We start from the raw sequence: 21827 nt of genomic DNA on the forward strand, positions 1-21827 counted from the left end.
GTTTGTTGTGGTAACTACAATATTAACATGGATGCACATGGCTCATTTTTTATTTTTTAAAGCACACCGTAGGTGGCTAACTTGATTATAGAATTTCCCCCCTTTTAATATTCCAAAAGGAGTATTAAATTTCTAAAAATTAAAATTAAAATATTTTTAAATTAATTGAATTGTTTTTTAATTAATTCATTTTTTTCAGCTATTGACTTAAGATTATCATATAAATCCTTCGCTCCACTCTGACTACTGCTATATGTTTGCTTTGAATATTCACTGTTTTTATAATGATTAAACAAATCACTTATTTTACCAAAGAAAAATTCTTCTGATAATTGGTTTTCGAGTCGTCCCTGTAAATAAAATAATCTTAAAAGTTTAAAAGCCACAATATATCCTATCGACTTCTTAAAATATTTATATCGATCATCACCAAAATACTCATCTCTCGCATCAATCCAAGCGTTAAAAAAGTTCATAACTACTTTTAATATTAAATGCTCTTTATTTTCATTATACCAATCATAGAATACATACCTTTGTTTATTTACGATATCAGGTAAATAATCAATGTTATTTTTTATATTTCGATTTGAAATTAAACTCATTAATGAGTCAGCAAGAGTTGATTGCGAAACTTCGGCATTAATATTCTCTTCATCTTTAATTCCTAACATTTTTACTTTTCCGGTCATTCTAGATTCTTTGCTTGTATTTAAAGCTTTGATAATTTCATGTGTTACTTTTGCTACAGTTCTTTTACTACTTAATCCATATAAATCATAAACTAAAGATTTTGATACTGGTTTTTGATTTCCATTAATAGTTGAAAACAATTCCGCATCAATTTCAAGAGTACTTTCAATAAATATTACTACGGGTACTTCAAATTCAAAACCGTTAGAAGATTCCATTATACCTCTTATTCTATGTTGACCATCAATAATACTGCATAACTCCTTACTTTCATTATCAATATTCAAAAAATTTTCGTCAACAATTTCTACCATTTCATTAGGAGCTGATAAAATTATGGCTGTTGGAAAAACTGCATCTGGCCTAGATGCATATTCCTTTATATTTCGAATCCTATTTAAATCTAATTTTCTTTGGATTCCCTCTGAATTGTATATTGTTCTTTGATTTGAAAAAGAAATCGAATCAATTTCACTTACTTTTAACTTACCTAGGTAAAAAGTTGCATATGGTTGATCTATTTTTATATACTTAAAAGAAATCAATATAATCCTCCTAATTTTCATGTATTCTAATAACAGAGATTAATTTTCTAGCAATTCATCATCTGATATTTCTTTAGCCTTGTGAGTGATACTATTAACTTCTTTTTCCGATTTTTCGTTTAAACTCACCTCATCCCTATCGAAATAACGGTATAAAATAAATAAATAAATTGTAAATAAATAAATACTTATACTTAAGAACATCTGATATACATTCAATTTCACACTTGTTGGATTTGTTTTTATTCCAAAACTGTAGAATAGTGCCATAAATATCATAGATACTATTAGAAAATTTCTAATTAATTTAACTATATTTATTTTTTCTAAACGTTTATTATTACTATTTTTTACATCTGAAGAAATTGAAATATTTTCTTTGTCATTTGACTTATTATTTAAAATTAATGATGAGACTAATGACACACCTGAAATGAATAATGTTCCTTTCAAAATATAGTTCATTACAATCAAGCTGAAATTATTAAAACTTGAGTAAATGGAATAAAGTAAAGCAAACCATAGTCCCAAATGACTAAAGAAAAGTGTAATAATAGATTTACATATCCAATCTCCCTTTAATTCTACCGGACTTTTAAAATAAAATGCTTGAAATAAGTATTTATTTTCTTTCCAATATCTTTTCATTATTTCCTCTTTTCCTATAATATTAGCTATTTTATAACTCCCAACTCATTTGTTCTGCCATTAACTCTGCCTGCTCAATCACAGTGTCTACAGCCATTTTTTGAAGATCTGGTGGATAGCCATATTTCTTTAACAATCTTCTAACTACTACTCTCATTTTCGCTCGCGCGTTTTCTCTTAAGTTCCAATCAACACTCATATTTTCTTTGATACTTTTAGTCAATTCATGCGCAATTGCTTTTAATACATCGTCACCTAATACTTGTTCAGCTGTTTCATGTGAGGCAAGTGCATCATAGAATGCAACTTCTTCTTTAATCATGCCAGTGTGTTCTCCACGTTTATGTGCAGAATCCATTTCTTTCGCCAATTGGATTAATTCTTCTATTACTTTTGAAGTTTCAATTGTGCGTTTATTATATCTATTCAAAGCATCCCCAAGCATTTCTGAAAACTTTCTTGCTTGAATCAAGTTTGTACGTTGGATTGCTTTCACTTTACCTGCTAATAATCTATTCAGTAATGCAACAGCTAAGTTTTTCTGAGGTAGTGCTTTCACATCTTCTAAAAATTTATCAGAAAGAATAGAAATATCAGGATTTTCAATACCTAATTCTTTGTAAACATCTATAACATCTTCTGAAATAATAGATTTTGAAACCAGCTGATTAATTTCATAATCTAATTGGTCTTTTGTTTTTGTTACCCCTGATCTTTCACTTAACTTCTTAACAATTGTTGCTTTAACAGCTTTAAAGAACCCTATTTCTTCATTTATCTTAACTGCTTCTTCAGTTGTTGAACATAATGCATATGCCTTACCTAATTCTACAACCAAATTAAGAAATCTTTTCTTATCTTCTTCTCCTAAGCCCATTACATAATCCATTGTGTTAATCATAGCTTGCATTCTTAATGATGCTTTTTCTGCATTATAGTTTGAATAGTCATGTCCATGTAATAATTCTCTAATTAACTGATGTTTCTCAAGCATAATGTTTACAGCTTGATCTGTATCAATCCCTGTATTATCTTTGTCGTTGTCAGTATATTGCTTTAATGCTTCTTTTAAACTATCCGCAATACCGATATAATCAACAATTAAACCACCTGGTTTATCTTTAAATACACGGTTAACCCTTGCGATGGCTTGCATTAAGTTATGACCTTGCATTGGTTTATCGATGTACATTGTATGCATTGAAGGTGCATCAAACCCTGTTAGCCACATATCACGAACAATCACAATCTTTAATGGATCGTTCACATCTTTCATACGTTTCTCATATAATTTACGGACTGGTTTTGATTTTACAAAAGGCTGCATGTCTTCAGGATCACTTGAAGAACCTGTCATTACGACTTTAATAACACCTTTATTATCATCATCACTATGCCATTCTGGCTTAAGTTTAATAATCTCTTTATACAAATCAACTGCAATTCTACGACTCATTACAACTGCCATTGCCTTACCTGCAATTGCCGCTTCCCTCTTATCAAAATGCTCAACAATATCAATCGCTAATTTCTCTAATCTTGATTTTGAACCTGCAACAGCAGCAACTCTTGACCATTTAGACTTTAATCGTTCTTTAGTCGTCTCTTCTTGGCTTTCGGTAATCTCTTCATAATCATTATCGATACTTAATCCATCTGGTAGCAACAATGGAATAATCCGAGACTCATAATAAATCTTAACGGTCGCACCATCTTCAACTGCTTGTGTCATATCGTATACATCAATATATTCACCAAATACAGCCGGTGTATTTCTATCTGTAGATTCTACAGGCGTACCAGTAAATCCAACAAACGAAGCATTAGGCAACGCATCACGGACATACTTTGCAAAGCCATACTTTAATTCACCTTCAGAACCTTTTGCATGTGACATATGAGCACTAAATCCATATTGAGATCTATGTGCTTCATCAGCCATAACAATGACATTTCGACGTTCCGTTAAACACGGCATCTTTCCATCACTATCTGGTGTAAACTTCTGTAACGTTGAAAATATTACGCCACCTGATTCAACATCTAATAATTCTCTTAAATGATTACTATCCTCAGCTTGTCGTGGTGTATTCACAAGTATCTCACTCGATTTACTGAAAGTATCAAATAATTGATTATCTAAATCATTTCTATCCGTTAATACAACAATAGTAGGATTATTCAACTCTTGAACTAACTTACCAGCATAAAACACCATTGATAAACTCTTACCAGAACCTTGTGTATGCCATACAACACCTATCTTCTTATCTCCTTCAATACTGCTTGCAAGCTTAGCTTTCTCGACTGCTTTATTTACAGCAAAATACTGATGATAAGCAGCAAGAATCTTAAACGTATTCTCACCATCTGTTTGAAATAATATAAAGTTCTTTATGATATCTAACAAACGACCTGGTTCAAGCATACCTTTAATCATCACTTCCAACTGAACCATATTATCCTCAGCCTTATTCTGACCATCCATAGTACGCCATTTCATAAAACGCTCTTCATTTGCTGTAAGTGAACCAACACGAGCATTCACACCATCGCTAATGATTAACATTTCATTAAATCGGAACAAACTTGAAATGGACTTCTTATACGTTTGTAATTGGTTATATGCACTCGTTATCGAAACATCTTCACTAGACGCACTCTTTAATTCCATCACAACTAATGGCAAGCCATTTACGAATAGAATCACATCGGGACGTTTAGTAATATTATCTTGAATAATCGTAAATTGATTCACCGCAACAAAATCATTATTATGAATGTTCTCAAAATCAAATAAATAAACTTTAACTGTTGGATTAACTCCATCATCACTTAAAGTCTCCACATCAATACCTTTAGTAACATATTGATGAAAGTCCTTGTTATTCAAAACTACATTTGGGGAAGTATTAGCAATAACCTTACGGCCAGCTTCTTCAATAACTTTAGAATCCACAGAAGGATTAATACGACGTAATGCATCAAATAATCTATCTTCTAAAACCACATCACGATATGATGACCTTTCAGGATAGATACCATCATGTGCAATATCCGGACCATTTAAAACCTCATAACCAACCTCTTCAAGCCATTCAAAACAAGCCGCCTCTAAATATGCCTCATTAAATGGATTCAATTACTACACCTCCAAGTCTTCTGGAATTTCTATCTCACCTGATAATAATTTAGGTAAGAGTGAATCTCTAAGTTTCTCTAAAAATTTTGATTGTTCATTTAATAAACTTATCATATTCATAATATTAACAACGGTATTATGATATAGTTGTTCCAATTCATTGTTACTTTTCGGAAATTTATATGATAATAGTGAATCTTTAGATATCCTTAAAACCGTAGTACCAGTTGCATTCCCTTCAACTATCATTCTGTAATTCCTTGTTTGTAGTGAAAAGTATAAGAAATATAATGGTAAATTATTCTCAATAACTTTAAAAACATCCAGGCTATAAATCATTAAATCTGAAAGATTTGGAACCAAAGCTGGTGCACCTAACATTTTCCTGTCTTGTGTTAAATCTGTCGCAGCAATTATCAAATCTCCAGGGTAGATTTTATGATTTTGTTTATAATCTCCAAAGTAGTACTTAGTTTTTTTATCTTTGAATCCCTTGATGAAATTAAAATTCGATAGCGAAATTAACGGAAATGACTCATCCAATAATTTATCTTTATCTAAGAATTCACCTTTATACGATAATCCTTTTTTTATATCAACATATTCAGATAAACTATGAATCATCCATCCCTTAGGTATCTCACCTAACTCACTTTCAACCATTTCTCCACCACTTGATTTATACGGTTTACCATCTTCATTCGGGAATTCAAAATCAATAAACCAATGTTTGAATAAAGTTTGTGAGATTTGTTCTAAATTATCAATTGTTTTATTATTTAATTCTATTTTTTCATCAATATTTCTCAAAATTTTTCCTATTTTTCTTTGGGTTTGATTATTTGGGATATAAAACTCTAAATTTTCTAATGTCTTTTTATTAATTGAACTAAAAATAGTACCTGAAGTAAAATTTTCAATATTCTTCATATTTTTTAATAAATAATATAAAAATTCATTATTATCATTTTTTGAACTTATTGCTGATAAACCTCTACCAATGCACAATTCTAATGGAGCAATATTAATGTCTCCAACTGGTGCTCTTACACTGAAGAGAATATCTCCTTTTCCAGCTAATTTAGTAATTTTTGATGTATAAGTATCGAATTTTGGATACATAAATCCAAAAGTTCTATTTCCTTGTAAAAATGGCGTACCAGCAATATCATTATAAAACTCTGACTTTGGAGATTGTCCCATATTGATATTAGCAATATCTCTTAGCTTTACTTTTTTAAATTCCAAACCCAATCCCCTCCAATGCTTTTCGGATTTGGTCTTCTAGTTCTCTTGATTTCGCGAATTGTTCATGTAATTCACTTGTTAAGCGTTCTATTTTCTCTTCGAAGATTTCTTGATCTTCTTCAGCTTCTTCTAAGCCTACATATCTACCTGGTGTTAGGATATAATCATTTTCTTTAATCTCCTCAATGCTTGCTTCTTTTGCAAAACCTAATACATCTTCATATACTTTATCATTCGTACCTCTCCAAGCATGGAAAGTATCCGCCACTTTAGCAACATCTTCGGCACTAAATTCTTTATTCGTTCTTGTAGACATGAACCCTAGATTACGTGCATCGATAAACAATACTTTTTCTTTTCTATCCCTTTTGCCTGTTTTATTCTTATCTTTTGATACAAACCATAAACATACTGGAATTTGTGTTGAATAGAACAATTGTCCAGGCAATGTAACAATACATTCAACTAAATCTGCTTCAACGATATTTTTACGAATCTCACCTTCGCCTGTTGTATTAGATGACATAGAACCATTTGCTAATACGAACCCTGCTGTTCCTTTTGGAGATAACTTTGAAATCATGTGTTGTACCCAAGCATAGTTTGCATTCCCTTTTGGCGGAATACCATACTGCCATCTCACATCTTCAGTAAGTTTCTCTCCTCCCCAGTCACTGATATTGAATGGTGGGTTAGCCAAGATATAATCTGCTTTTAATCCTTTATGTAGGTCATTATGGAAAGTATCAGCATTATGTTCTCCTAAATTCGAATCAATGCCACGAATCGCTAAGTTCATTTTTGCTAATTTCCATGTTGTTGGATTTGATTCTTGTCCATAAACAGATAAATTATCAATTCTACCTTGATGTTCTTGAACGAATTTTGTTGATTGAACAAACATTCCACCCGAACCACATGCTGGATCGTATACTCTACCTTTATATGGTTCAAGCATTTCAACTAATAATTGAACAACAGTTGAAGGTGTATAGAACTCTCCTCCGTTTTTACCTTCTGCACTTGCAAATTTACCCAGGAAATATTCATATACTCTACCTAATATATCTTTATCACGACTTTCCGCATCTCCAACTTTGAATGAGAATAAATCAATCGTCTCTCCTAGTCTCGTTTTATCTAATTCAGGACGAGAATACGATTTAGGCAATACACCTTGTAATGATTTGTTTTCTTTTTCAATCGCAACCATAGCAGCATCGATTAATTGTCCAATTTCAGGTTTCTTCGCATTATCTTTAATAAAAGACCAACGAGCTTCTTTAGGAACAAAGAAGATATTCTCCGCTGCATATTCATCTCTATCTTCCTCATCAGCCCATTCATCTTCTAATAATTCTTGGTACTTCTCTTCAAAAGCATCAGATACATACTTAAGGAATAATAATCCTAATACTACGTTTTTGTATTCACCCGAATCCATCGATCCTCGTAATTTATCTGCCATTTGCCATAATTTTTCTTCAAAACCTAAGTTAGCTGTTGCCATAATTACACCCTCTTCAATAAATTATTTTTACTTTTGGTCTGATAATATTTATTGTACAAACTATCAGCAATTACAATTTCTTTTGTTTTGAAAATCTTTATAATTTCAATATCATCTTCGTTTTCTATACTTATCACATCGTTATCTTGGTATTCATATGTAATAACTTTATAATCATTAATATTTATTTTTATCGGAAGTTCTACTTACTTTAATAATTTATTATATGAAGTATTAATATCATTTCCACTTTTAAACCCAATTTTTTCTATTATTGCATTTCTATTTCCTACATTATCAATAGTAACACATAGCTTAATTTTAGAATTGCTATAATCAGTTTGTATCACTGACTTAATAAATAATTTTCTTTTTCTCTGATATTATAATAAGATAAAAAAATCGCAACTAATAGAGCTGCAAAAGTTGAAATTGCGCTAAGTGCATCCCAATTTATTGTATAATTTATTATCTTTCATTCTCATCCTCAAAAATATAATTGATAATTTCAACTTCTCTAAGAAGACTAATTAAAAATTGTTCATTACTCTATTCAGTAACTACTTTCTTTCTATTCTTCTTCGACATTTCATAAATTTCAATAATGTACACTATGTCATCTAATATTTGCTTGAAGTTATGAAAATTTATATTTTGAAAGTTACTATAAACATATTTTGAAAATATTTCTTTACCGTACTTATTTGTTTCTTCTTCATCTTTTCTTGAAAATATTTTTCCATTAATTTCATGATTCAAGACATCTTCATCGAATAAATCTTCTATTTCACCTTCTAATGCTCCCTCTTCTAATGAGTGAGTAAGTAAATATAAGTTTTTAGTAATATGTATTTTTTTATTTTTTTTAAATTCATCGACCTTTGAACTAATTTTTGCGTGTTTTATAAAAGATTTAACTGGACTATCTTTTTTTCTTCTATCAACTTCATTATCAAAAAATAAAATTACTGGCTTATTTGCTCCAGTGAAATTTCTCAATTCATCAAAATAATCATAATAACTAGGATAATAATTATTTTGCACGTCATAATATGAAAAAATATTTTTCATGACATCTCCACCATGCTCAGAGATATTTAAAAAATATTGTAACTTACTTATTTTTTTATTTTTCCTTGATGATTTATCTAAAAACGATACTTTATAAATATATTTATCCCCTTGTTTTTCCACTAATCCCGGGTATTCTTTATGTAAACTTTTTAATGCAGCCTTTAAATATTTAATATCTGTTTTACCTTCAGTAATTATTAAAGGCTTAGGATTTCCATAAAAAAGCTTGAAAAAGATAAACTTTTGATATTCTTGTTCTCTTGAATTCAATTGCTTAAAAAATTGGTCACTTTTTGTATTCACTTTTTTTTGATAAGTAGAAATATAGCTAAAATTTTTTTGATTTTTTATCAAATTATATTCTACTGACTTCGTTTTAGATATATTGTTATTAAATTTATCAAGTTGATTAATAAAACTAAATCTACCTTCCAATTGATCTAAAGTCCCTTTTTCATTTTCTATATAAAATTCATTATTACAATATAGATTATGTGCCATGGCTCTAGTTTTTTTTATGTATTCTTTATTTACATTTAACTTCTCATTAACAGTAATTCCTGTTACATCTTGTCTTAGATTATTTTGTTGGATACGTGTTTTTTTATTATTTATACTGAAACCTGAATTGCTAATTACTTTTTCAAGATCTTTTAGTAATTTTTCTAATTGCTTAGTAGTCAAATATTTATTTGTCGAAAAAGTCATATCATCAGCATATCTTGTATAATCAAGATTATACTTTTTACACATCTTAAGCATTCTTATATCTAAAATTTTTGCTATTAGATTAGAAATTATTGGAGACGTTGGTGCTCCTTGTGGCAAATGGCCTTTATAACAAGTTAACTGTGCAATAATTAATGCCACTTCTTTGGGTAATCCAAAAAATTTATCTTTTTCAAAAAAACCCTTCACTCTACCAAAGTGAAGACTTTCAAAAAAATCTTGTATATCTATATTTATTACAATTTTTTTATTTCTATGTTTTCTTGCATTAGTGATAATATTTTTTCCTGGTACAAATCCATGGACAATTTTATTTTCAACATTAAGTTTAGCAAATAATTCGTCATTTCTAATTTGTAATAATTCTTGGACTTTCTTTTGTACAAACTTTAATTGTTCATTTGGTGCATGTATTCTTCTTTCTTCGCCGTTTTTTTTAGGTACTGAAAAATTAATATAAAAGCTTTCTATTCCATTTTCTTTGTTGCTATATAATAAATAATTTAATAGTCCAACAGAAATTCCTAATTCATTACAAAATGACTGTTTGTCAACAATAAAATTATAATTCATAACTCATTCCCCTTTAAAATATGCGTATGGCTACTCATTAGGCATTATAAAAGGATAATTCATAATCGAATGGACAATTGATAAGAAGCTATCTCACATACAATTTTATAAACACTTGCGAAGCACAAGTAAAAATTCTAGCCATACGCATTTTTATTATATCATTCAAAAGCATTTCAAATATAGTTTTAAATTATTTTCCAAGGCGATTAGAACTTAATTAGTAAATACAAATAAAATTTTTGAAGAATTTTAATAATTTATTTTTTTTGAATCTATCTTTTATATTCAACCTTTTCTAAATGTACATTACTCATTCATTAAATATCTCGAATATACTAAATACATAATATTATCCTCAAAAAATACAATAAAAATATCTAAAAATTAGTTATCTATATTCATACTACATCGACTATAATGAGATTAACAAATATATGAAGAAGTGCAATCGTGAAGAAAATATTTACTTTATTACTCACACTACTAGTTGCAGCAGTGCCTCCAGCGCCACAAGCAAGTGCAAGTACTTATACATTAAAGAACAAATCACTAAAGTTACCTAATCTTTATAGTTATTCAAATGCCAAAGCTTTAAAAAAAGCACCTATAAATATTACGGTTTAAAACTACGTCAAAATCATCCCACGATGATTAAAACATGGAGCAATCCTACAAATTCAAGCGTTACGCGTGGATATGGATTAACGAGTGGTTTATATACGTACGGTGGAGACTGGAATGTCGGTGTATTTACGCAAGCCAATGGTACAAAAGCACCAAAAAGCAAATATATTATTGAAAGTATTATCATCACACAACTAGATAGTAAGTACGAGTTATCTAAAGTAAGAAAGTATTTCGGTAAACCTTCATCGTCTTACATATCAAATAATTATATTTCTTATGATTACGGTAATCGTTTAAGCATGTCTTTTAGCAAATCAGGTTCTAAGCGGTATGGTTGATACAGTAAATATGTATTATTACGTACATTAAAATAAAGTCCCAGGCTCAAAATGCTTGGGACTTTATTATTTAACTCTAATTTACATAATAGCGATAATCAACTAATTTCATAATAGATAAATCTTAGTAAAAAAATCCACCTTTACAATAATGTTTAGGGTGGTCCATGTCTAAATAATTAATTATTATCTATACTCTACTTCTGTCACATGCCATGCACCTTTATAATACTGACCTATTACAATTAAATGACCGTAAGTGTTTGTTCTTGTTTTCACTTTAATTTCTTTATTGCCAACATACGTAGTATCCATTTTACCATTCACAGTTCGATCCGCTTTACCTACTAAGCTTTCAATCTTATTAAAAGTTAGACCACGTTTATCATAATCAAATATCATTTGATTAAGCACTGATGACGAAGCACAATCTTTAGATTGATATCTTAAATGCACTGATCCAAACGCATATTCCTGAAATACATCTGTTCCTTTTGGAGTAATAACTGTTCGATCTTCAAGTGCCTGTCCTATTGCTTTCGTTGCAGCAGCCGGTGTCATATTCAACTTTGCACCTTTTAACGCAAACGTTCCTTTAGCCATATTCTTAATATCCGAATTCGTAATTGTATACTCGCCATTATGGGCTATTTTCGTCTTTTTATTATTCTTTGCCATAGTATTTTCATCAATTACAGGTTCATTTTTTGTCATTAGATCCATAGAATTGAGTAACCATGATTTACCTGATTTCTTATACTTTAAGTAGTAGTTATTGTAATTCGCATCTTTATCATTTACACCAGTTGTAATATCTTCAGGTTTACCATACTTAGATTGTAATTGTTTTATATCAAATCTATTTTCTTTCGGAAAGTTATATGTAATGCCAATCACTTTTACTGTATTTGTCTTCGCGTAGCGGTTGTTAGAGAATAAAGAAAGTGTCAATTGATTGTATTTCAAAGTAACAATCTTCACAAATTGGTTCTGCTGTATCATTTCCATCTTTGGTTTGCCTAATACCTGGATAACTCATATCTAATTTAATCCCACCAAAGCTGTATTGACCTGACTTTATTGCATTAATCGTCTTACGCTCTAACATATTTGGTGATTTAACTTGTACTTTGCTTGCTGTGTAACATGGCTTAACTTCTCCCTGTGCATCTGCGATATTGACCTGACCTACAAGACCCGCTAACAATAGTGCTGATAATAATGCTTTCTTCATCACAATAACCTTCTTGTATTTATTTACAATTATAGCATTATATTTATAAATAAATACAAATTTCTTATATATCTGCCCACTTCTTCTGTAGCTTTCTATTTAAGTATGTCATCGCAAAAAGATTCTTTTCTTTATCAAACCATAACCACGCATGTCCATATCGATATGTGTACGTATCAAATTCTCCTTCATCATCCCAATCGAAAGAATTTTTCTTTTTCTTATTAGGTTTTCCCCATGCTTTTCTAATATCTTTCGCTTTTATATCATAAAATTGGTCTAAATGATTATAATCAATCGTGATTAACTTTAATTTATTCTTCTTCCATTTAGGTTTTCCAGCAAAGCTAAAACTTATCACTTCGGGGTATGCTTTCGCGTCATATATTTTACTACCAGGGTAATCAGAGCTTGGCTTATCATTCAGTGCATCACCTAATCTGTCCTTGATCTGTTTATACGACATCGTAAGCTTCGCACCATTATAATGAAATTTCCCTTTCTTTAATCGTTTAATTATCTTTTTGTCTAAAATATCCGGCATCGTTATCACGGGAAACACCTCTTTATATTTATTTTTTCTATAAATCTTCAAACACTTCTATCGTCTTATCAATCGGTTTTACATAATTTGTTGTACTAAATATCATATTATTACAAAAGTCCATAAGTTCCGCCCATAATAAGTTGTGGTATTCAAATGTTTCAGCCATCATTATATTCTGAGTGACAATACTCGTTATATTTCTCTTATGACCTTTACCTATAAGTATTTCATTCGCATTATCCATATATCGTTCTATTTTGTCTGGCGCTATGCCACTACTCATAAGTATTTTAAAGATTCTATCACGAATTACATGTTCCAGATATTTCTTGCTTTCAGCATTCACATCCTGAATTACAATTGTAAGTAATGTTAAATCATTTACAATAATCAATATCTTCTTACGATTCACCGTATAATAATTTGCGTGCCATGAATAAATTGGGTTCTCATTGCAGTATACTTTTGCTTCTTCAATATCTTTAACTTTTGGTATTGCACTAAATAACGGCATCGACTTTACTGTTGGATTGATTATCATCATTTATTCCTCCATTCACTTATCATTATTATATGCTATAGAATAGAGAATAAAAAATGTCACAGACCTTCTTTATAAGTTCTGTGACTTTTCTTTATATTAAGTTCTTAAAGTTCTTACTAACTCTGAGATCTCCTCAGGCCCAACTTGACAACATCCACCAATAATCTTTACTCCTTTTGCTTGCCACTTTACAGCCGCTTCAACTAATGATTCATCTTGCTGATCAATCCATATCTTCTTCACAGCATCGTATTTACGTCCACTATTCGGATAGAGTATCAATGGTTTATCACTCAGCGTAATTAACTTATCAACTGCGCCATCGATGACTTTCACGCTTGTACAGTTCACACCGAATGCGAGTATGTTATCGATTTCATTTATTTCACGAATCACTGCTTCAAGCGATGTGCCATCTGAGAGGTGATCACTGTCTTTTAATGTTATTGAAATCCACGCTTCAATGTCTGGATAATAACGCAGCAGCTTCTTCACTGCTTTAATTTCTTCTATATTAGGTATCGTCTCAAATGCAAATACATTCACTCCAGCTTCAATCAATATATCAAGTCGTTCTTTATGATACTGAATATAATCTTCTTCAGTTTCTTTATAATCCCCAGTGTATTCCGATCCATTACCTAGCATTGCTCCATATGGCCCTAAAGATCCTGCAACGATTGCTTTATCACCTGCTGCGCGCGTTGCAAGTTCGACAGCTTTCTCTAAATACGTTCGTGCCTCGTCCTTAGTAATTCCGTTATTTAAAAATGATTGTACAGATGCCTGGTACGTATTGGTTAGTATAATCTCAGCCCCACTGTCAACAAATGCTTTATGCACTTTATAAACCGCTTCTGGATTGGACTGTAATAAATTTGATGACCATAGTTCATGCTTCACGTCATATCCGAATTGTTCTACGGTCGTTCCAAATCCTCCGTCTAATATGACGATATCTTGTTGTAACTTATCTCGCAGTTGCATGAATATGTGCTCCTTTCTTCTTTAGGAAATAATGAATCAACCCAATGATAATACAGAATGGTAAACCGATAAGCGTCGCAAGTCTTTGATTCGGATCAAACAGTACGCCAATTGTAGACGCAAGACATAAAATAAAGCCTAATACCGGTAGTATATACGCTGAAGCTTCTGTAACACCCTTTCTTCTTAATTGATTAAATCTCGCCACACAAATACTCATCCATACAACGACTACTGCAAATCCAGCAACAGATACCAGTACTAAATAGACAGTGGTCGGTGCGATGACACTTGATAATAGACTCAACAACGCACCTACTAAACTAATGATTGTCGCATTGAACGGCATACCATTTTTGTTCAACTTTCTTGCAATCGGTAATATATTATCCTGCTCTGACAAACTCCATAACATTCTGCTTGATGCATAAAGTCCTGAATTTGCTGCTGACAATAATGCTGTTAATATGACAAAGTTCATAATATCTCCTGCATAAGGGATACCAACACTATCTAATATCGAAACAAATGGACTTTCAAGTAAACTTGCTTTATCTGTCGGTAAGAGTAAGACCATTACTACAATCGTTCCGATAAATAATAATGCGAGTCTCCATACGGTAGAACGTATAGTCTTAGGTATTACTTTCTCTGGATTCTTAGTTTCTCCCGCTGCTATTGCAATCAGTTCTGTTCCACTGAAAGCATAGTTTACGGCAAGCATCGTAATAAAGATTCCAAATAATCCATTCGGAACATCAAGTAATTTTTCACTTGATGTAACAGGCTTTAAATCTGACGGTAAGACGTTGAGTAATATTAATATTCCAATAATAATAAAGGCAATAATCGCTAGCACCTTAATGAGTGATAACCAGAACTCTGTCTCACCATAGGTTTTACTTGTCGTAAAGTTAATCCCCACGATCACAACAATAAATATTAAACTGAACAACCATACTGGAAATTCAGGAAACCACTTCTGAAACAAGATTCCACCAGCAGTAATCTCTGAGCCTAATGCTATCGTCCAGCAAAGCCAGTAGCTCCATGCAACGACATGTCCGATCGACTGATTAATATAAATATTTGCATACGTATGAAACCCTCCAACATCAGGATGTTCCACCGCTAAAGCACCCATACATTTCATCACGATATATACGAGCAACGCACCAATCACATAACTCACAACTGTACCGATGGGACCCGCCTGCTGTAATGTATAACCTGTACTTAAGAACAACCCTGTTCCAATCACACCACCGAAACTCAGCATCATGACGTGACGCTCTTCCATTCCTCTTCTGAATCCATTTGACATATAAATCCCTCCATAAAAAATACCCCTCTGAAAAAGAGGGGTATAAAGTCTACACTCATATTTCAGGAATCTCCTGTTGGATTTAGCACCGTACTTCAAAAGCCGGTTGCTGAGACTTCACAGGGCCAATTCCCTCCATCTCTCTGTATAAGTTATTTAATTGTTAGTAAGCATACCACGGTAGTTTATAGTGGTCAATAGAATTTTGAAAGTTCTAATAATAAATGATTGAGAAGAATTTTTGAATTATTCCCCAAACAACATTTCATCTATATCTTTTCCAAATTGTCCACTTACATGAGCACTTAATGAAATGCCAATCAGTTGATTCTTTTTATTAAAGAGCCCTTCGAAGTAATGGTTTTTAAATTTATAGTATACACTCGTTTCATTCTCAATCACTTGTGTCTCTGAATTGTTTTTACCGTAAATTTTAATGAACTCTTTCTTCGTAATTTTTCCTTTTTTAACTGGCATCGTGATTGCATATGTTTTTAGATTATCATTTAAGAAATATACTGTATCATATTTGCGTACAATATATTTTGATTTTAATTTATTATTCTCAAGGGCATATTTAATCATCGCTGATGAAGACTTTTCAAGAGATAGTCCAGAAACTTTATTTGTTACAGTTCTTCCATTAACAGTGACCTTTCCTTTTTTAACTGCATTGACAAATGATTTAGATTTAACGAACTGATAGTTATTACCACTATATCCTTTATATTTATAATAGTATCCTGCTGCATTTACAGGTGTTGAGAAACCAATTACTGATAAGATAACAATCAATGATATTAGAAGTATTTTTAAACGTTTCATGATATTCTCCTTATTTTGTATATTTTGTTTTATTATATACAAAATAGTGGAATTAAAGAAGACAATTTTTATTTTTATTAATCACGTCCAACAAAATACGCATCCAAAAACGTCTCACCTTTCACGCCTTTAGGTGATAAATACAGTTTCCCGAATTCATCAAGCAGTCCATGAAATTCCTGCGCATGTTCTGGTGTAAAGTCTGCTGGTAACTCAACTGCTTCCTGCAATCCTTTATAACTGTCACTTCCAGCGTGACCTAATAATTTAAACAAACGACGCGTATATGTATCCGGAATAAACACAACCTTTTCAAACACATAGACGAGCAATACATCAGCGGTCTCTGGTCCAATCCCTGGTAAAGCTAATAACTCATTACGTAATCTTTCTACATACATTGCATCAATCGCTTTAAAATCATAATCGTGCTCTTTCAGCCAATGAAAGATGCTATGTACTGCCTTTGATTTATTCTTATAGAAGCCGCTCGGTTGAATACAAGTTTGTAACGTTTCCATATCTAACGCCAATATTTTATCCGGATCAAACTGCGTCTTCTCTCGTAAATTATTTAAAGAATGCTCTACATTGCGCCAGTTTGTATTCTGCACCAGAATCGCTCCAATAATAATCTCAAATGGATTCTCAGCCGGCCACCAACCTTGTGGTCCTAAATTGTCATACAATTTATCATATAACTCCTGAATCGTTAGTTTCATTCCGCTCACTCCAATTGTTGATAACATTTAAATACCCATCTTTCTTTATAGTCCATACATTTTCTCAAAAAAAGAACTCTCTTTTCAGAGAGATCTTTTACTTATTTATAATTTGTTGATATCGTTAAGTCATTTACAGCATCTTTGTACAGATCATCGAAATACTGTCGCACTTCAAAATCAAGTTCCTGTCCTTTTAACTTAGGATTATCTGCCTTCTTAATCTTTTTAATTTCTTCTATTACTCTGTCTCGCATCATCTGGTCATGTACATATTTCTCAAGTGATTGATAAAGTTGTTCTTCTTCGAATAACTTTTCCGCTTCTTTATAATACTCAGACGACTGATGTTTTTTCTTAAATGATGCTACTTCTTTTTTTAGGTCACTTTTATCAATTTTATATCCTTTTTCTTTTCCTAACAATGCAATCGCTTCAAGTTCAACTTGATTCTGCAACTGTAGATTCTCAGAGTCCTGATCTTTAATTTTCTGTTTATAAAATGATGCATCTCCAGATGTATCCTCTTTAGCAGCGACATCAATTTGTGCTTTCTGTATATTTCTCAAGAATTCAATATCTTGTTTCTTAAAAGTTCGTTCATTTATTTTTAATACTTCATCCTTATTCAACTTTACTTCTTGCTGTTTATCATCCCCACTTTCTTCAGTAGTTACTTGTTGTTCTTCATTTTGTCTTTCTTCTTTCACATCACCTTTTACAAAATACCATACCACCAGAATGGTTGCTAAAAAGCTGATGAGCATTATTAATATATTATTGATTCTTTTCATTATTTTATATCCAGTTCAATGGTTTTATCTATGTTGTTACCTTTAATTTTAGCTGTCCATTTACCAGCCATCGGTAACTTAATTTCGTTTTCATAGATACCATCTTGTTGGTGGTTTAAGTTTGCTTCTATCGTTCCGTGATCCATACCTTTCATTTGGAATGTCGCTGTTCCTTTGAAATCGTCTACTGCTTTACCACCTTCAGTGATTTTTACTGAGAATCTCGACATTTCATTTGCTTTCGGCTGTTCTTCTACTTTAATTTCTTTCTTTCCATTACATGCTACTAATAACATCGATACGACCATCAATAATAGAACTTTTTTCATCTTGACACCTCCAAGTATTGTTGTTCGAATGTTAACATATCCATTTTATTAATTTGCTTGTTATCTAGTAATAAAACATGTGAACATACTTCTTTCACTTCTTCATAATGATGTGAACTCATTAATATCGTCTTATCTTTCATTAAATTAATGAGATCTAGTATTTCTTTACGTCCTATAGGGTCTAGTCCTGATGTTGGCTCATCCAGGATTATAATTTCAGTATCATACATTAATGTAATTGCAATTCCTAGTCGTTGTAACATTCCTTTAGAAAACTGATTAATTCTTGTATTTTTATCATCTAATAGTCCCACTTTATTTAATACTTCTTCAGCGTCCTGATATTCAAATTTCTTTTTAATAAGTCCATTAAAGAACTTCAAATTTTCAAGTGGTGTCATAGATTGATAAAGTTTAAACTTTTCAGGCAGATAACTTACTGATGCTTTCCATTTTTCATTTTTATTACTTTCTCCATTAAATGTTACTGTACCTTTTTGTATCTTTTCCATATTTAACATTAATTTTAATAAGGTAGATTTACCTGCTCCATTACGTCCGATTAATCCTATTTTTTCATGTTTATCAATATGAAAATTTATATCCTCAAGTACTTCTTTATCTCCATAACGATGCGATAATCCTTGTACATCAATCATTTGCTTCACCTCTTCTTGACACTAATACTGTAATACCAAATATCACTAATGGCCATAAAAATACAGTCAAAACCATATATATTACTGGATTTAATTTAATAACATCTGACATCAATGCACTTAAATTTGATGTCGAAAGTAAGCCTAATAAATGTTCCAGGAATATGCGGATTGTATGCATTGGATCTAAGAAATAGAATATGCCAAAGATTTTAGCATTATCATATGTAACAAACGGAATAATATAAAGGAATATCAAATCAAGCAAGAAGACAAGTACAAACCAAATAATAATCGCATAAGCCATTAATTCAAGTTTCGTTTTAGAAAACATACCTACGAATATGCCAATTTGATTACATATTAACAATAAAGTCAGTACGCTTATCAAAAATACTAAACTTGCTTTGAAATCTATAACGATAATTAATTTTGCAAGCACCAATATTATCAATGCAAGTCCAATATAAGATATATTCATTACTGATTGTATGGCTAATGACTTCTTAAATAGAAATGAAATCATAGAATCTTTCTTTGTTAATATCATCGCCAAACTTTTTGATTCTTTTTCATTGAATACAGATAAAGCTGAGATAAGTATTGCGAATATCGGCAGTATCATCATATTCATATCAAAAAGATTAAGTAAAAATGTTGCAAAACCTAAATCAGCCGGATAACTTTTAGAAGCACTAAGAATAAAAATTGAAGTTATAAATAATACAAACATCATTAGCCATAGCCCTTTTGAGCGATATGATTCTATAAATTCCTTGATTATGTAATTCATCGTTTAGACCTCCTCAAATACCTTACACTTAGTATTGTAATGACGATAACAATAATTGAAATGATGATTTTTTCTAGTGTTAATGAATGGTTGTTGTCCATTAGTGGAAATTCGTCTTTAATCATCACAACATCAGGATTGATTAAACGATGACTACGTTCGAACAAATCAATTGCAGGACTATTCATAAATAAATATGCTAATTCATTTTGCTTTAATAAATTACCTAAAGAAGAGTTTTGAATATATGGTTTATCTCCAATACCGTTTTGATCTAAATCTAACATTGGTTCCTGCCAATAATTCCCCTCTTTATTTTTATTCCAATTATTTTGATTAGAATGTCCTACAAGTACAACAGGTACTTTATTCTCTTTAAATTCATTCTTCATAAAAGTTAATGCTGATGAAGAATCCCAAACTTCTATTCCTACTTTGTTATTAAAAAATTCATTCTCCTGTATTAAATTTAATGTTGATTGTTCGATGTATAATCCACGTTGATTTAAATGAAATTCATTTTCTAATATATTGATATCTCTAGAACCCTGAATAATTAAACCAAATGCTTGTGAGCCTTGGTTAAAAGAAAATTGATTCTTTTCTAATACGATATTATCCGAGTGCATAATTGCTGCACCACCAATATTTCCAATAAATTTATTCCCTTTAAAGTTATTAAAGTTTGAGTACATATAATGTAAACCGTAACGTGTTTTAGAAACCTTATTATTTATGATTTCATTATCGTTTGAGTACTCAAAATAAATACCATCACGAGAATATTGGATTGTATTATTTTTAATCGTATTTTCATTTGCTCGTTTTACATAAATTCCGTAACCTTTTGCACCTGTACTACCTTCTTTATAACCTTTTATATCATTATTCTGTATATTTGTTTGATCCCCTTTATTTAAATACAAGCCATGAAAACAATTATGAATCTTCAAGTCTTTGAACGTATTATTAGGAGCCATATTTCTTATACAAGACGCTTCCATTTCACTACTTCTTGAGCGACCACTGTTCATTATTTTTAAATTTTTTAAGACTACATCAGAACTTTTGATTTGGATAATAGTTCCTTTTTTCTCACCATCAATAATCGTATTTTCTTTACCTTTAATAGTAATCGGTTTTTTGATAATAACATGATCTTTATATGTTTTATTCTCAAGTTGTAATGTATCACCTGACTTTGTCTCATCAATTAAATTTTGTAATTCCCCCGCATAGACATTATGTCCCATCAACGAACTTATTATTATTGTTGCGAATACTAACATCTTCTTCATAAAGTTTGCTCTTTCTTCTTTGATTTATAACTTAAGAAAAATGCCACAATCATCAAGATAAATACCAGCCCAAGTAAATACCCTCCAATATGAAAACTAGAATAAGTCGTAAAATTTGCGATAACATTTTTCCCTAAGACGGGCGGTACAAACGGCTCCATGTCAATCGGTGCTGAAGGATCCAAATTTGTTCCAAAATCTTTTAACCATCGTTTCATATCCCATATACCAATGATTCCGCTAATTGCATATATAACAATTAAACCAAGTAACACAGCTTTCTTTCTTAAGAATGCTGCGATAAGTAATAATACTGCAAAACCAATCACTAAATATGGAAAATACGTAAGTTCCGGAAAAGTGTCATTACTAAAGTTTTTCATCCCGATATAATGGTTTAAACCATTGATATTATCGATATCTCCCTTTAAAGTATTTGGATGTACAATAATATCTAATCCTTCAGGATACTGAGGAGCAAAGAACTTCATCCCCCACCATGGTAAAAAAAGTGTGGAAAACATCGTGATTGCTGCAGCTATCAGAGTGTACATACTATAATTGTTTAAATTTCCTTTCATGATTTTCAACCTCCTATAAAAAATGTGGAGCACAAACTAATGATTGCGCTCCACACT

At 31.1% G+C, this 21827-nt stretch carries 22 protein-coding genes and 1 riboswitch; of the genes, 2 read left to right on the plus strand and 20 right to left on the minus strand.

Features of this window, described 5'->3' with window-relative positions; genetic code table 11:
- Nucleotides 1-161: 161 nt before the first annotated feature.
- The 6 genes from BFS35_RS12635 to BFS35_RS12660 form a co-directional block, all read right to left on the minus strand.
- Nucleotides 162-1238 carry a DGQHR domain-containing protein gene (locus BFS35_RS12635; protein ID WP_158554328.1) on the minus strand — a complete coding sequence of 359 codons (1077 nt, stop codon included), beginning with the start codon at nt 1236-1238 and terminating at the stop codon, nt 162-164.
- Between the two features lie 39 nt (nt 1239-1277).
- On the minus strand, nt 1278-1886 hold the full coding sequence (locus BFS35_RS12640) for a hypothetical protein (protein ID WP_099577161.1): 609 nt from the start codon (nt 1884-1886) through the stop codon (nt 1278-1280).
- Between the two features lie 31 nt (nt 1887-1917).
- The gene (locus tag BFS35_RS12645; RefSeq protein WP_099577163.1) at nt 1918-5028 is read right to left on the minus strand and encodes a type I restriction endonuclease subunit R; all 3111 of its coding nucleotides are present in this window, start codon (nt 5026-5028) and stop codon (nt 1918-1920) included.
- A gap of 3 nt (nt 5029-5031) precedes the next feature.
- Entirely contained in the window at nt 5032-6276 is a 1245-nt protein-coding gene (locus BFS35_RS12650) for a restriction endonuclease subunit S (RefSeq protein WP_205757168.1), read from the minus strand.
- Nucleotides 6266-7786 (minus strand): class I SAM-dependent DNA methyltransferase, encoded by a 1521-nt coding sequence (locus BFS35_RS12655; protein ID WP_099577164.1) that lies wholly within the window; start codon nt 7784-7786, stop codon nt 6266-6268. The genes BFS35_RS12650 and BFS35_RS12655 overlap by 11 nt, the downstream gene beginning before the upstream one ends.
- Before the next feature lie 549 nt (nt 7787-8335).
- Nucleotides 8336-10162, minus strand: a complete 1827-nt coding sequence (locus BFS35_RS12660) for a retron Ec67 family RNA-directed DNA polymerase/endonuclease (RefSeq protein WP_099577166.1) — start codon at nt 10160-10162, stop codon at nt 8336-8338.
- Between the two features lie 453 nt (nt 10163-10615).
- Between BFS35_RS12660 and BFS35_RS13850 the strand changes: the two genes are divergently transcribed.
- Together BFS35_RS13850 and BFS35_RS12665 are read left to right on the plus strand one after the other, a co-directional pair.
- Nucleotides 10616-10789 carry a hypothetical protein gene (locus tag BFS35_RS13850; RefSeq protein ID WP_158554329.1) on the plus strand — a complete coding sequence of 58 codons (174 nt, stop codon included), beginning with the start codon at nt 10616-10618 and terminating at the stop codon, nt 10787-10789.
- Nucleotides 10790-10812: 23 nt separating this feature from the next.
- Nucleotides 10813-11130, plus strand: coding sequence for a hypothetical protein (locus BFS35_RS12665; protein ID WP_099577168.1), 318 nt, complete (start codon nt 10813-10815; stop codon nt 11128-11130).
- Nucleotides 11131-11316: 186 nt separating this feature from the next.
- Here BFS35_RS12665 and BFS35_RS12670 read toward each other — a convergent pair whose 3' ends face one another.
- The 14 genes from BFS35_RS12670 to BFS35_RS12735 form a co-directional block, all read right to left on the minus strand.
- Nucleotides 11317-12096, minus strand: coding sequence for a ubiquitin family protein (locus BFS35_RS12670; protein ID WP_099577170.1), 780 nt, complete (start codon nt 12094-12096; stop codon nt 11317-11319).
- Nucleotides 12059-12364 (minus strand): hypothetical protein, encoded by a 306-nt coding sequence (locus BFS35_RS12675; protein ID WP_099577172.1) that lies wholly within the window; start codon nt 12362-12364, stop codon nt 12059-12061. The genes BFS35_RS12670 and BFS35_RS12675 overlap by 38 nt, the downstream gene beginning before the upstream one ends.
- A gap of 64 nt (nt 12365-12428) precedes the next feature.
- Nucleotides 12429-12917, minus strand: a complete 489-nt coding sequence (locus tag BFS35_RS12680) for a hypothetical protein (protein WP_099577174.1) — start codon at nt 12915-12917, stop codon at nt 12429-12431.
- 28 nt (nt 12918-12945) lie between these two features.
- The gene (locus tag BFS35_RS12685; RefSeq protein ID WP_099577176.1) at nt 12946-13455 is read right to left on the minus strand and encodes a DUF6933 domain-containing protein; all 510 of its coding nucleotides are present in this window, start codon (nt 13453-13455) and stop codon (nt 12946-12948) included.
- Between the two features lie 96 nt (nt 13456-13551).
- Nucleotides 13552-14442 carry a homocysteine S-methyltransferase gene (gene mmuM / locus BFS35_RS12690; RefSeq protein WP_099577178.1) on the minus strand — a complete coding sequence of 297 codons (891 nt, stop codon included), beginning with the start codon at nt 14440-14442 and terminating at the stop codon, nt 13552-13554.
- Nucleotides 14426-15772: an amino acid permease gene (locus BFS35_RS12695; RefSeq protein ID WP_407943231.1), complete on the minus strand. Its 1347-nt coding sequence runs from the start codon at nt 15770-15772 to the stop codon at nt 14426-14428. Before BFS35_RS12695 ends, mmuM begins: the two co-directional genes overlap by 17 nt.
- A gap of 46 nt (nt 15773-15818) precedes the next feature.
- Nucleotides 15819-15920, minus strand: a riboswitch (SAM riboswitch).
- 92 nt (nt 15921-16012) lie between these two features.
- Nucleotides 16013-16591, minus strand: coding sequence for an immunodominant staphylococcal antigen IsaB family protein (gene isaB, locus BFS35_RS12700; protein ID WP_099577182.1), 579 nt, complete (start codon nt 16589-16591; stop codon nt 16013-16015).
- Nucleotides 16592-16668: 77 nt separating this feature from the next.
- Complete coding sequence (locus BFS35_RS12705; protein WP_099577184.1) at nt 16669-17313, minus strand: endonuclease III domain-containing protein; 645 nt, start codon at nt 17311-17313, stop codon at nt 16669-16671.
- A gap of 101 nt (nt 17314-17414) precedes the next feature.
- Nucleotides 17415-18107 carry a hypothetical protein gene (locus BFS35_RS12710; protein ID WP_099577185.1) on the minus strand — a complete coding sequence of 231 codons (693 nt, stop codon included), beginning with the start codon at nt 18105-18107 and terminating at the stop codon, nt 17415-17417.
- Nucleotides 18107-18436, minus strand: a complete 330-nt coding sequence (locus BFS35_RS12715) for a FixH family protein (RefSeq protein ID WP_099577187.1) — start codon at nt 18434-18436, stop codon at nt 18107-18109. Before BFS35_RS12715 ends, BFS35_RS12710 begins: the two co-directional genes overlap by 1 nt.
- Entirely contained in the window at nt 18433-19098 is a 666-nt protein-coding gene (locus BFS35_RS12720) for an ABC transporter ATP-binding protein (RefSeq protein WP_099577189.1), read from the minus strand. The genes BFS35_RS12715 and BFS35_RS12720 overlap by 4 nt, the downstream gene beginning before the upstream one ends.
- A complete protein-coding gene (locus BFS35_RS12725) occupies nt 19091-19891 on the minus strand; it encodes an ABC transporter permease subunit (RefSeq protein ID WP_099577191.1) in 801 nt (266 codons plus the stop codon). Before BFS35_RS12725 ends, BFS35_RS12720 begins: the two co-directional genes overlap by 8 nt.
- Complete coding sequence (gene nosD / locus BFS35_RS12730; RefSeq protein ID WP_099577193.1) at nt 19888-21189, minus strand: nitrous oxide reductase family maturation protein NosD; 1302 nt, start codon at nt 21187-21189, stop codon at nt 19888-19890. Before nosD ends, BFS35_RS12725 begins: the two co-directional genes overlap by 4 nt.
- On the minus strand, nt 21186-21770 hold the full coding sequence (locus BFS35_RS12735) for a hypothetical protein (protein WP_099577195.1): 585 nt from the start codon (nt 21768-21770) through the stop codon (nt 21186-21188). The genes nosD and BFS35_RS12735 overlap by 4 nt, the downstream gene beginning before the upstream one ends.
- Nucleotides 21771-21827: the final 57 nt, after the last annotated feature.

It is taken from the genome of Macrococcoides goetzii (assembly GCF_002742385.2).
Classification (GTDB): domain Bacteria; phylum Bacillota; class Bacilli; order Staphylococcales; family Staphylococcaceae; genus Macrococcoides; species Macrococcoides goetzii.

Bases quoted from the DNA above. Each gene is read 5' to 3' on its own strand.
- BFS35_RS12640 (WP_099577161.1), bottom strand. From the start codon at position 1,886: ATGAAAAGATATTGGAAAGAAAATAAATACTTATTTCAAGCATTTTAT.
- BFS35_RS12655 (WP_099577164.1), bottom strand. From the start codon at position 7,786: ATGGCAACAGCTAACTTAGGTTTTGAAGAAAAATTATGGCAAATGGCA.
- BFS35_RS12660 (WP_099577166.1), bottom strand. From the start codon at position 10,162: ATGAATTATAATTTTATTGTTGACAAACAGTCATTTTGTAATGAATTA.
- BFS35_RS12665 (WP_099577168.1), top strand. From the start codon at position 10,813: ATGATTAAAACATGGAGCAATCCTACAAATTCAAGCGTTACGCGTGGA.
- BFS35_RS12675 (WP_099577172.1), bottom strand. From the start codon at position 12,364: ATGAAGAAAGCATTATTATCAGCACTATTGTTAGCGGGTCTTGTAGGT.
- BFS35_RS12685 (WP_099577176.1), bottom strand. From the start codon at position 13,455: ATGATGATAATCAATCCAACAGTAAAGTCGATGCCGTTATTTAGTGCA.
- mmuM (WP_099577178.1), bottom strand. From the start codon at position 14,442: ATGCAACTGCGAGATAAGTTACAACAAGATATCGTCATATTAGACGGA.
- isaB (WP_099577182.1), bottom strand. From the start codon at position 16,591: ATGAAACGTTTAAAAATACTTCTAATATCATTGATTGTTATCTTATCA.
- BFS35_RS12705 (WP_099577184.1), bottom strand. From the start codon at position 17,313: ATGAAACTAACGATTCAGGAGTTATATGATAAATTGTATGACAATTTA.
- BFS35_RS12710 (WP_099577185.1), bottom strand. From the start codon at position 18,107: ATGAAAAGAATCAATAATATATTAATAATGCTCATCAGCTTTTTAGCA.
- BFS35_RS12715 (WP_099577187.1), bottom strand. From the start codon at position 18,436: ATGAAAAAAGTTCTATTATTGATGGTCGTATCGATGTTATTAGTAGCA.
- BFS35_RS12720 (WP_099577189.1), bottom strand. From the start codon at position 19,098: ATGATTGATGTACAAGGATTATCGCATCGTTATGGAGATAAAGAAGTA.
- BFS35_RS12725 (WP_099577191.1), bottom strand. From the start codon at position 19,891: ATGAATTACATAATCAAGGAATTTATAGAATCATATCGCTCAAAAGGG.
- nosD (WP_099577193.1), bottom strand. From the start codon at position 21,189: ATGAAGAAGATGTTAGTATTCGCAACAATAATAATAAGTTCGTTGATG.
- BFS35_RS12735 (WP_099577195.1), bottom strand. From the start codon at position 21,770: ATGAAAGGAAATTTAAACAATTATAGTATGTACACTCTGATAGCTGCA.